This is a genomic window from Spirosoma panaciterrae DSM 21099, from assembly GCF_000374025.1.
Lineage (GTDB): Bacteria > Bacteroidota > Bacteroidia > Cytophagales > Spirosomataceae > Spirosoma > Spirosoma panaciterrae.
In genome coordinates this window covers 22954-35701 of sequence record NZ_KB893181.1, presented here as the reverse complement: position 1 = coordinate 35701, position 12748 = coordinate 22954, and the positions used below count along the sequence as shown (strand labels likewise).

The window sequence follows — 12748 nt, the reverse complement described above, 5'->3', positions numbered from 1 at the left end:
TGTGGACGAAGAAAGATAGGTTCCGATTTCTGCCGTATACTGATTTGGCTGGCGAATAGTCTGAGCTATTATCGGAGAAAACCAACAAAAGCAAGTAACAAATGCGCCTATTTTACCAATTATGTGCATCATCTATATGGATCACCAGCCATAGAAGCCTATAAATTAACTCCAACAACTATACCATGGGTATTATTTGATGGCAGCAACTTGTTGCTTTCTACTCTGTTGGTATTTTTCATTTACAAACTGCCGGATCTTATTTATGAACACTTCTTCATCAAAGGTTTCAGCATGGCTTCGAATAAAGCCGGAATCAAATTGGTCTTCTATCTTTTCAAATTGCCTTACTGCTGCAATCAGATCATCAACGGTTTGCTCCTCAAAAAATAAAGCAGTGGCCTCTGCGGGATTATCACTGGCAGGAATTTGGGTTGTTAGTACTCCCCCTTTTCCATAGGCGATGACTGGTCGGCCTGCCGCATTCGCTTCTAACGGCGTAATGCCATAATCTTCATATTGTGGAAAAATGAAGGCTCGGCACCCAGCATAAATCTCAGCCAGTTCTTCTTTAGAAACTCCACTTTTAAATACAATATTATTATTAGCCTTCGCTTTAATTTCTTCCGCCTGTACACCCTTACCGACAACTACTAACGAATAGCCCAAGCGATTGAACGCTTCGATAACTAAATCAACCCGTTTATAATACTCTAATCTGGATACAACCAGAAAGTATTTTTTAGGGTTATTGCTCACGTAAAAATTAGTTGTGTTTACAGGAGGATAAATAACCTCAATAGGCTTCTTTATTTTATAAAACCCGCGTACCTGATTAGCCATTCGCTCGGTGTTACATATGAAGTAATCGGTGCGCTGGGCAGCTTTAAAGTCAACAGATCTTAACTGAGCAAGCACTAAGTCAAATACCTTTCTCTTAATAGCTTGGCTATTAACATATTGGGCGTACGACTCAGGTTCCCAAACTAATCGAAATGCAGCATGACTGTAATTTATCACTAATGCATTCTTTGACACTTTGATGTATTTACCGCAATGGGTAGAAGATATTAATACCACATCGTACTGTGTCACATCCAATTGATGCATAGCAACAATACCGAAGGGAAAATATAATCGTTTCATAACAGCATCTGTTTTGGCAAAATGCTGTAGCCAACTGGTATGAATGGTACACTGCTTAAATTCAGGAAATGTTAGGTCCGATTGGTAACAAAGTGTGTAAATTGGCGCTTCAGGAAAAGCCCTATGAAAACTTAATGTTACTTGTTCGGCCCCACCTCTACACATTAAGCTATCATGAACTAGTGCAATACGCATATAGTAATACGCTCAATTAATCGTCAATCCTGCAAAACTAATTAAATTACCTTACTCATCCTATCCATAAACTAATAAGGGGCGTATGGCTAACTCCGTCTAGCCTAACGCCCCTTATTAGTTTATGGCTGAATAATTTACTGTTTAATTACACGAGCAGATAAAGCTTGATTCCCTATCCTTAATACACATATATAAGCCCCAGTAGGCAACAGAGAACTATCCCAATTATGGCGATGCGTACCGGATTCCTTGACTTCTTTAACCAGTTCACTTATCGTATTTCCCTTTGCATCCACAATAGCGAGACCTACTTCTCCACCAGTAGGTATAGTATAGTCAATTATAGTATTTATACCAACTGGATTTGGCGCAATCGCCAATCGCAGCCCCGTATTACTCTCTGAGGCTATGGGTTCAATAGTAGCGCTAAGAATAGCCCCCTTTTCAGTACTGAAACCAGGGCTCAACGTTATAGAACGACCCGCCCGGTAAGCCACGGCTGCTCCGGAGATTAGTTTACTAGCGGTTTCTATGCTCACAAGCGCTTTTTCATCCTTCGAAGAATAAGCGGGATAAATCACTCTAATCTGCCGATCAGTTTCTATTTGCTGGGCCACAACCTGAATGGAACATAGTCCCAAGATCAACAATAAAAATGGGCGCATATTACCGATGGTTTTGACGTTGTAGCTTATTTAATTGCTTCTCAATCTGGCTAGCTTTACGTTTGAGGCTTTCGTTCTCCTTCTTCAACTGAATCATATAAAGTGTAAGCTCTTCCACTTTTTCCAGCAACTTAGCGTCCATTTTCCCTACATCAACCCCATTCTCAACAACTTCCTGCGCCGATGGAACTCCAGGCAAATGCTGATTGGCATTGATATAGCGTTCAACTGCTGCCAGGCTACGAAGTTTATATCCAGTACTAAACACCTTGTCCGACCAATCATCCGTCGACTTAATAGCTACCTTAACTTTTTCCGTCAGAATCCCATCTTCAACAAATAATCGGTAACCAGCAGGTGTTCGCTTAATATCTGACCCAATGACCACTCCTCCAGCATTCGTATTCTGAATATTACCATCTGGCAGCAGATTCCAGTTCGTATTAGCTGTTGAATCAGAAGCAGCCTGCCGGAAGCTCCCTTTAGTTCCACCTACTAATGCTAAAACGACATCCCCATTTGCATTAACCGTCAAGAACTGATTCGTACTCAATGTCGGGGTGGTTGAGCTTGTCAGATTTGTGAAGCGCAGCCCAGAATTTCCAGTTGTTCCCTGCGTGATTTCCAATTTATTCTGAGGGCTTGCTGTACCAATACCCACACTTACTGAATTAATACCTGTCCCTCCTAAAACGATAGCGTTTGATACAGCAACCTGAGCATTTGACCCGATAGCAGTTGCATTATTTAAATTGGATGGACCAACTGAGCCAGCTTTAACGCCCAGAAAGGTATTGTTCGACCCTGTTGAGTTCTGAATACCAGCCTCACGTCCTAAGTAAACGTTACCTTCACCAGTCGAATTTAAATATCCGGCATTTTTCCCGATGGCTACAACATAAGTTCCTGTTGAGTTTAAATAAGCCGCCCCATCTCCTAAAGCCAAGTTAAACGAACCTGTTGTAGTACTGAAACCAGAAGAATAACCTATGAATGTATTAAAATTCCCTTCTGTATTATTTGAACCAGCACTACGTCCTATAAATACGTTATTTGTCCCGACTGTATTTCCATACCCTGAGTTGTGCCCAATAAACGTATTATATTCACCTGTTGCATTTGTAAAACCAGCTCCGTTACCTAAAAATGTATTATAATTTCCTCCAATATTATTGAAACCCGCTATATTACCTAAAAACAGATTTTGACTACCTGTTGTATTATTTTGGCCAACTCCATTTCCAAGAAAAGTATTATTTGAACCTGTTGTATTTCCTAACCCTGCTCTTGTTCCTAAAAAGGTATTATTGGAACCAGTAGAGTTAGTATTTCCTGAAAGATTACCTAGAAATACGTTAGCTACTCCTGACGAATTGCCACCGCCCGCATCTGCCCCCACAAACGTGTTTTCTGTACCTCCAACATTTGCAAAACCAGCGCCACTACCTAAGAATGTATTATATCCACCTGTAGTATTCGCCTGCCCTGCGTTGGCTCCGGCAAATAGGTTATTAATACCCTGCGTGTTAGCCATACCAGCATTACTTCCCAAAAAGGTATTATAATTGCCGGTCGTGTTTGCATACCCTGAATTGTATCCAAAAAAGGCATTGTTACGACCTGAGGAATTCTGATTTCCAGACAGCGCCCCTACAAATGCATTTTGTGTTCCTGCCATATTCAAAACCCCAGCCCCACGACCTAGTATTAAGTTAGAAGCTCCTGACATATTTGCGTTGCCGGCTCCAACTCCAACCAAAGTATTATCAGAGCCTGGTGTAGAGGAACTTGGAGTGGTAGCTACGTAATTAGTTTGGGCAAATGAATTGATAAATAAAGTGCAGGACAGCGCCGGAATAAGTAACTGTTTTACCATAACTACATACAATCTAAATTATTATATGGATAAAATTAATTCGAACGAATCAATAAATCACTAATTCGGCCAAACATTGTAGTATACTAAAGCAACATTCACGCCAAACAACAAATGAAATCTAGCTTACTTACAGCATAATATGCTCAATTATTGATTAATCGGTCAGAGGCCGTTCTAAGGGCTAGTCCTTATCATTGACCAGATATTATTCTTGCGTACACATTATTCAATGTATTCCCATCATAAGCTCTCGCAGGATCATTATTAATACTCACAGTAATGTTTGAAACACTGCCCGAATTAGCCGTCGTTCGTGTTATAGTGAAACCAAGTACTGCTGTGCCATTAGCGGGGATAGATTGACCTGCATTCATCTTAAGAGTAAGCTGCTGGCTTGAAATACTACTGATTACCGTCCATCGATTGTTATCAACAGCTACTGGATTTGTATTCCCCCCTGACACATTAATATTTGTTATTGAATTATTGAATGCTACTGTATATCCTGCTGGCACAATAATTGTGGCCGTCACACTCCCACCAGGTGTGGGTTGATTATTGCCTTCAAACAGGTTTACTACAAGATTTCTGACATTGTTGGGGGATACCTGAAAATTGCTTTGAGGTAATACGATGGTTGGCGATAAATCAGGAATTAACTCCCGTAATAAGACGGCAGAAGAAAAGGGGCTAAGCGTAATTTGTCTAGCATAGAATTGATTTTTCACATCTCTATAGTTACCATCCAGAGTTATAGTGGTATCACGTACGTTCGGGTTGTAAGCGAGTTTCATCAAATCGTCTGGATTGTTCCTACTAATAGTAGCCTCCTGAAAGCTAATGTTATCAAGCCATATAGATTCTCCATCTTCCAGGACCTGAAATAAAACTATGGCATCTGCATCATCTTGTGTAGCGGTAAAGGCAATCTCATAGGTCTGACGTGTGGTATTAACAACTGACCCAACTCGTAAAGCTAGATCTTGAGCGGGTGCATTACGCTGACGGATATATGTATTCAGTGTCTTGCCATTTGCTGAAGCAATTGCATCAAATTTCATCACATAGCTTCGGCCGCTTACAATGGTTCCGATACTTGAAAAAATAAAGGCATATGAAGCTTTATAACCGGATGCGGGCTGGAAGTACAACTGCATAGTTCCCCCATCGATCTTATTAGTATTATCCCAGCCTACCTTGCCATTATTATAGTAGCTCTGCGGATACCAGTCTGAAGCACTGTTAGTAAATGTACTATTTATGATACGATTGGTTCCATTAAGGGTGTTTACGGTAAAGCCTTTATAAGTAATCGGACTACTTTTTGAATTTATATCTTTACCGTAAAGTCTTTGCCAGTCCTTTAACCCAAATGCATTACTAGAATTAGTGTTTACATCTAAAAAAGCTGCATTAATTTTAATCGCGTCATCTAAAGGCCGTGCATAATAATTATTATCAATAGTCCCATATTGTCCTAAGTCATTACCCGTCGATTCATAGCGAGCTACTGTTTGCTTCGTTAGTTTACTAACTAAAATATTGTTTGTAATTGTATTGTTACGAGGAGCACAACTTCCTCCTGCAGAAAGCACTAACTGGCTTTCTGCATTATTAAAACACGTATTTTGAAATACACTATTGTTTAATGCATCAATCATGAATATACCAATTCCATTACAATTGAATACAGTATTATTACTAACCTCAACATTTTGAACACATCCATCTAAATAAATGCCATTGACTCCAGAAAAAGTTGACCCAACTAAAGTACCTTCAGAAGAGCCAAATCCATTGTAAACAATATTAGATGTAACTTTTATATTCGTCATTGACAACTGGTACCCATTGAATGTATATATACCAGCTCCATCATTTTTAGTAAGTAAAAAATTGGATATAACATTTTGGTTAATAGTGAGTCCTGTCGTTTGGGTAGAAAATGAAATGCCATTATAGCCTATACTATCAATCAGATTATTCGAGATAGTTGTGTTCGTGGTAGTATTGACATCTATACCTCGATACTGACCATCCCCACTTTTCCCTCTTCCAGGTAATAATGCGACTCGTCTTACTTTATTGTTCCTGAAAGCTAACCCTGTGTACGCCTGAATTTCTACCCCGTTATTATTTACCTGATCAATTAGATTATTCTCAATCGTTACTGCGCTACCATTACCATGGATAGCCATTCCATCTTCACCAGAATTGGTAATATCAAGATTAGCGATAGTGGCATTAGATAAATTGGCCGCATAGACACCAATGTTAAGATCTTGTGTAACCTGGAGATTCTGTATTACTACATAAGAAGCATTAGCCAGACGAATACCCTGCGAGTAGACTGTGGCAGTAACCGACTGGCTATTAGGGTCCTGAGAATTATATAACCGAATCGTCTTATCAGAAGGATTATAATACCATTCACCATTTTGATCTAATGTACTCGGATGATTCTGAATAAAATACCCCCAACCATCAGTAATATCATAGTCTGCATTCGCATTATCAAGCGTCAATGTATTACCCGATTGCTGAGTGATAGTCGCTCTGTTTAGTATCCATAAGGTTGGTCTGTAAACAACCTCTCCTCCCATCCAATTAGTTGATAAAGATTGCTGGCTTACCAATACTGTTTTTCCCTGATGAGACTGGACCGTCAAATAGCCTTTGTTCGTTGTATTAAGATTAGGGTATCGGCCAAGAGGAAGTGGCACATTATTCGAATACAATCCATTAACAACAGTGCCACAACTTGAGCAGTTAGCCTGCCATAAATTGCTTCCGACATTTGTCCATCCCGTAACAGGAACGGCACCAGACAGAATTGGCTTATTTCCACTACCGTAAGCATCCACTCGAATAGGATTACTGGCATTTCCTGAATTCTGTATAGTCAGCATTCCTCTAAATGTATCACCTCGTCGGAACAACACTACATCACCCGGTTGTAACGTCAATGTATTGATCTTATTGATTGTCTGGAATGGCGCAGATTGCGATAACCCATTATTAGAATCATTGCCCGCACTAGATACATAGAATGTTCTTTGAGCTTTTACCGATTGCAGACAGAAGACTACACTTACAAGGTACACACATATAGAAAGCCTCATATTAACACAGATTTGTCATAGAACCCATTTAACGCATCGCAATAATACCTGTGTCTATAGACTGACTGGCATATTACTAATTCTGATAACGAATCAGTATAATATATGTTTTTATACTTGCATTTAACTGGCTAGAAAAAACTGACCATGCAATCCAACCTTAGTCGCATATTAAGATTATTACATTAAATAGCATTATACGCTTATAACTCCCGTTATATTTTGAATAGACAATGATAGAACATCAATATATGTACAAAACTTAAAGACATAATCTAACTAGTTATTATCGCAAATCACTCATAAACAATCACTTACCCTCGCTACATTTAACCCATCAACTGAACTAGCCTCAAGGCTTTGTTAAATCACCCTTTGTCAATTAGCTAGGAGTATTGGAGACAATGAGCTAATTTCGTGTTGATTTTACTATTAATAACCTGGCAAATACCATGTCTATTTTCACATATTTAAAGCAAGCTTTTGCAAGCCACATACGAAGTACTTATTCGTACAACATTGATAAGTTTAAGTTACAAAGTGGGCTAATTGAGTTTGCCAATTGGAAGAATCCTATGGTACCGCCTAAAAAAATTACGGATGACGAAATTGCATTCTATCAGAAGTTTATCCCTTCTGGAAGTTTCTCTATTGATATTGGAGCTAATGTAGGCGACACTACTGTGCCAATGGGCCTCGCTGCCGGCAAGGACGGCTTAGTTTTAGCTTTTGATCCGAATCCATTCGTGTTCGACGTATTATCGGTAAACGCTAAACTTAATAAAGATAAAACCAATATAGTGCCTGTTCCATTTGCTGTTACAGAAACAGAAGGAGATTTTTTTTACAATTCATCAGAAGCCTCTTTTGCTAATGGAGGAATATCAACTAGTGAGAAAAACAGAAACGGTAAATATGGGCTTAGAAACAAAATAAAGGGTATTAACTTGAGAAATTATCTTAATCAGAACTATGCACAATACATAGACAAACTTTCATTTATAAAAGTAGATGTAGAAGGGCATGACATTGATGTTTTACGATCAATTAAACCCCTCATAATGAAATACAAGCCTGCTCTAGTGGCTGAGTGCTTTTTAATGTCTAGTTCGGAAGAAAGAAAGGCGCTTTACGATTTAGTGGAAGGCTTTGGTTATGAACTTTACTATTTTGAAGATTTTGATATAAATACTTCAATCATTAAACTAAGCCGCAACGATATGGATCGGTGGCCTAACTTTAATTTTTACGCTACACCTTTAGCTTAAAAGTACGTTTCAACAGGTTAAATTAGCATAAGCATGGCGTATTCCGTTCCCATATTGATAATCCTGTTCAATAGGCCTGATAATGCCCAAAAGCTCATAAATCAATTAAGAACAATTAAGCCGTCTAACTTATTTATTGCTATTGACGGTCCCAGAGTTAATAAGCCAAGTGATAAAGAAGGAGTAGAGGCCTGTGTCCGTTTATTAGATACCATTGAATGGCCTTGTCAAATAAATAAAAAAATCTCACCTATTAATCTAGGATGTGGTGAAAACGTATCAGGAGCAATAAATTGGTTCTTCTCTGAAATTGAGGAAGGAATCATTTTGGAAGATGATTGTATTCCTTCAGAAGCCTTCTTTAATTTTTGCGAATTTCAACTAAAGAAATATCGTTATGAGCCCCAAATTATGATGATTTCAGGCAATCGCTGGAATGATGAGTTTCCGATTCATACAGACTACTTTTACAGCATGTTTACCTCAACATGGGGCTGGGCAACATGGCGAAGAGCCTGGCAATATTACGACTATAGAATGAGTGACTGGCCAGCAATTAAGACATCGAAGGATTTTCAAGACTGGCTCAAGCTCCCTGAAATTAAAGCTTTTTGGCTGAATAAATTGAATTCATATTACCAGCATATATCTATTAAAATAAGTAACTGGGATTTTCAATGGCAGTATACGGTTTTTAAGAAAAAAGGCTTAGTAATCACTCCAACTGAGAACCTGGTACAAAATATTGGAACAGAAGGTGTGCACACTTATGCATCTCAAGAAGGAGTGCATTTTAAGCCAACGACTAAAGCTTCCTTTAAAATAACAAAAGAACCTCAAATAATAGCACCTAACTACTCTTATGACAAATACCACAGCCAAAAACTACTAAACCAACAGCCTACAATATATAGCAAGCTAAAATTTGGGTTTAAGCAAATTTTAGCGCTGGATACAACCTATCTGAGCAATCAGTTCAATAAGCTATTCCACTAACTTAGGTAGTAAGTTATCAATAATCGACACATGCCAATTTTTGTAAACGCGAGTTTTTTATCGATTTACCCAGCTACCGGATTATCTCGTTATGCACTAGCCATGTCGATGGCTTTGCAGGAGCAAATGGACAGCGAAATTGTCTTTTTAACAAATAAATCAAGCAGAACAAATAACGAGCAACTTCTGAATGTCAAGATAATAGGTGATTCGCGTCAACGTTTGCTATGGGAACAATATGACTTACCACGTTATTTACGAAAAATAGGCAGTCCACTTCTAATAAATTTTGGCAATACGGCACCAATTACCTATTCAAATCAGATTGTATCAATCTTAGATGTTTTCTATCACCATGCTCAAGAAATAGTTGGCGACCAAATACGAGCTTACCCTTTTCGCGACAGAGTTTTTTACAAGGCAATAACATCTAAAATTGCTAAAAATTGCCGATCAATTATAACTATTAGTGACTATTCTAAATCTGACATTGTAAAAACTCTTAATGTAAGACCTGAACAAGTAGATGTAGTATACCCTACTGTTTCTGATTTATTCTTAGAGAAATCTGAACAACAGATTCAGAATAAAAGCGATTACATATTAGGTGTATCTTCGATTACACCGCATAAGAATTTCGACTCCCTAATACAGGCATTTAATAAATCGTCATTAACCAACACTCGCCTTGTTATAGCAGGTAATATACCTAAAAATTCATTTTATGATTCTTTCAAAGACAATAGAATTGAGTTTACAGGTTTTGTTGATGATGAAAAGTTAAGAGAATTATATCTAAAAGCTAAGTTTTTTGTATTTCCATCAAAATTTGAAGGCTTTGGTATTCCTCCTTTAGAAGCTATGGCTTCAGGCTGTCCAACATTAGTTTCTAATGCAACGAGTATGCCTGAAGTATGTGGAGAGGCTAGTCTGTATATTAATCCATATGATATCGACAGTATAGCTAATGGTATTTCAATATTAAATGATGATTATAGTAAAAGACAACTGTTAATTGAAAAAGGGTATGAACAGGTTAAATTATATGACAAAAAGATCTCAAGTAAAAAACTCCTTGAAGTAATACAAAAAGCAATCAGATAACATGCATAGCCATATTAGCGAGTTTCAATTGAGACCCTCAAAGTTTAAATTGAGCAAAATCCGTCTCAATAGTGAAACTTATATGTGTATATGGCTATATTTTATCTTTATTACATCATTTGTATTAACTAATACAGTCAAAGGTACAACTGTGGCCTTCATCATGGCCTACATTGGTATTGTAATTCCCTTAATGGTTCGATCAAGTAAAGCCTATTTTTTCTATAGAATTTTATTTTGGCTATTAGTTATATATATATTGCTATGCGTTTTTTCACAAATAGCTGTTTTTGTATATCAGAGTGATTTCCCCCCCTCAAAAGGATTAATTTTAATAAGTTATGAAAGTAGTTTCTTTTTAAGATCAAGCTTATTTACACAATCTTTATATATTATACCTTCATTCTCACTTCTAAGCTATATAATGATTTATTTTAGACCTAAATATCAAAAGCATCTTGAATACGCTTTATGGATCTTTGTGGGTTTTGGCTTTTATGATACTTTTTTCTATATATTATTCAAAAAGAATGGCGACTTTTTATCCAACCGAATATTTGGTGATGGGATTTTAAATCCAGGTCAGTTTCAGCTATTTAATTTATTAGGAATAGAGCTTAAACGGTTCGTTAGTCTGACAGGAGAACCGTCGATGTATGTATTTGCTATATTCCCATTCTTTGTTTATTTTTTATATCAAAAAAAAATTAAGCTATCTATTTTTTTAGGCATTTCATTGTTATTAACTTTTTCAGGGACTTTTATTCTTGCAATGTTTCTTTTAGCCTTACTTCATTTTATTATCGTTGAAAGAAATTTAAAACAAGCAATAATAATATTAATACTATGTGGAAGTTTTATCGCAATTATTCCAGGTGACTTCTTGAACTTGTTTCTTAAAGACTTATTATTTGATAAAATAAATCAAGAAAGTTTATCTGGTATAGAACGTACACAAAATTTCGTCGATCAAATAGCTTTTTATCAGCGATTACCCCTAATAAATAAATTTTTTGGTGTAGGGTTTGGAACAGTCCGATCTACAGATCTCTTTTCAACCCTATTGGTTAATACAGGGATAGTAGGTTTTTTATCATTTAGTGCCTTATTTAGTTTTCCTCTATTCAGACTACCCAAATCAGACAACGGCCTACGAATCGCACTAATAATAACTTATTTAATATTACAGATTAGTGTTTCTGAATATTCTTACCCAGCTTTATGGCTATTACTTGGTCTAGCCTATAATAAAGTGGATTTCAAACTTAAATCAGAGTTATGAAAATTGTAGTTAATGCTAGGTTTCTCACCCAACCCATTACTGGAACTCAACGTTTTGCAATTGAGTTATCTAGAAAGTTAAAAATCTACGTTCCTAACATTGAATTTGTTTGTCCACCTTCAGTTATTCACTCTGAAATTGCGGAGGAACTAGAAGTTATTAAATTCGGGGTGTTACGTCAAAATTTACTTTGGGAACAAATAGAGTTGCCTATGTATCTTTGGTCTCATGGTAACCCTATATTACTTAATCTGTGCAATATTGCCCCAATTATGTATGGAAAGAATATTGCATCCATATTAGATTTGTCTTTTCATCTTCATCCTGAATGGTTCTCCAAGCAATTTTCTTTACTATACAATACACTAATACCAATCATTGCCAAAAGAGCCATCAGGATTATAACTATAAGCGAATACTCTAGAAAGGACATTATTAGATATTTCAATATTCCTCCAGAAAAAATAGATATTGTCCATCCGAGTATTTCATCAATTTTTGAGAATAATAAAACTAGTAAAAAGGATATAACAAAATTTGGGCGTTATATCCTGGCTGTTTCATCAATAGATCCAAGAAAAAATTTCCTGGGATTAATAAAAGCCTTTAAGTTAGCTAACTTAAATGATATAAATCTTGTTATTGTCGGTTCTAAAAACAAAGTGTTTTCTGACGAAGGTATAGCGGAACTAATTAAAGATGACCCTTCTGTTTTTTTTACTGGATATGTATCCGATAATGATTTAGCATCTCTATACAAAAACGCTTCGCTGTTTGTCTATCCTTCTTTCTTTGAAGGATTTGGGATTCCACCACTTGAGGCTATGGCATCAGGATGTCCTACAATCGTATCAAATACTTCCAGCTTACCAGAAGTTTGTGGCGACGCTAGCTTATATGTCGATCCACACGATATCACAAATATATCAGAAACTATAAAAAAAGTTATTAATGACGATATTCTTAGACATACGCTAGTGAATAGAGGGTATAATCAATTTAAGAAGTTTAGTTGGGATGGATCTGCTAAAAAGGCTGCTGTAATGTTAAATAACCTATTAAAATCTGATTTTTCATAGAAGCGCTCT

General features: G+C 36.9%; 9 protein-coding genes. 5 read left to right on the top strand and 4 right to left on the bottom strand.

All coding sequences use genetic code 11. The annotated features are described in order from the left end of the window. Positions 1-192: 192 nt before the first annotated feature. From B153_RS0112115 to B153_RS36600, 4 genes are all read right to left on the bottom strand, one after another. Positions 193-1341 carry a glycosyltransferase gene (locus B153_RS0112115; RefSeq protein ID WP_026262102.1) on the bottom strand — a complete coding sequence of 383 codons (1149 nt, stop codon included), beginning with the start codon at positions 1339-1341 and terminating at the stop codon, positions 193-195. A gap of 137 nt (positions 1342-1478) precedes the next feature. Further along, on the bottom strand, positions 1479-2009 hold the full coding sequence (locus tag B153_RS34980) for a T9SS type A sorting domain-containing protein (protein ID WP_020596978.1): 531 nt from the start codon (positions 2007-2009) through the stop codon (positions 1479-1481). 1 nt (position 2010) lies between these two features. Beyond that, complete coding sequence (locus B153_RS0112105; RefSeq protein WP_245564875.1) at positions 2011-3885, bottom strand: bZIP transcription factor; 1875 nt, start codon at positions 3883-3885, stop codon at positions 2011-2013. Positions 3886-4079: 194 nt separating this feature from the next. Further along, entirely contained in the window at positions 4080-7010 is a 2931-nt protein-coding gene (locus tag B153_RS36600; RefSeq protein WP_083928188.1) for a right-handed parallel beta-helix repeat-containing protein, read from the bottom strand. 452 nt (positions 7011-7462) lie between these two features. Between B153_RS36600 and B153_RS0112095 the strand changes: the two genes are divergently transcribed. The 5 genes from B153_RS0112095 (at position 7463) to B153_RS0112075 (ending at position 12739) form a co-directional block, all read left to right on the top strand. Continuing rightward, a complete protein-coding gene (locus B153_RS0112095) occupies positions 7463-8278 on the top strand; it encodes an FkbM family methyltransferase (protein ID WP_020596974.1) in 816 nt (271 codons plus the stop codon). 33 nt (positions 8279-8311) lie between these two features. Further along, positions 8312-9274 carry a hypothetical protein gene (locus tag B153_RS34970; protein WP_020596973.1) on the top strand — a complete coding sequence of 321 codons (963 nt, stop codon included), beginning with the start codon at positions 8312-8314 and terminating at the stop codon, positions 9272-9274. A 30-nt stretch (positions 9275-9304) separates the two neighbouring features. Next, entirely contained in the window at positions 9305-10378 is a 1074-nt protein-coding gene (locus tag B153_RS0112085) for a glycosyltransferase family 4 protein (RefSeq protein WP_020596972.1), read from the top strand. Between the two features lie 163 nt (positions 10379-10541). Next, the gene (locus B153_RS0112080; protein WP_157634655.1) at positions 10542-11660 is read left to right on the top strand and encodes a hypothetical protein; all 1119 of its coding nucleotides are present in this window, start codon (positions 10542-10544) and stop codon (positions 11658-11660) included. Next, complete coding sequence (locus B153_RS0112075; protein WP_020596970.1) at positions 11657-12739, top strand: glycosyltransferase family 4 protein; 1083 nt, start codon at positions 11657-11659, stop codon at positions 12737-12739. Before B153_RS0112080 ends, B153_RS0112075 begins: the two co-directional genes overlap by 4 nt. Positions 12740-12748 lie beyond the last annotated feature (9 nt).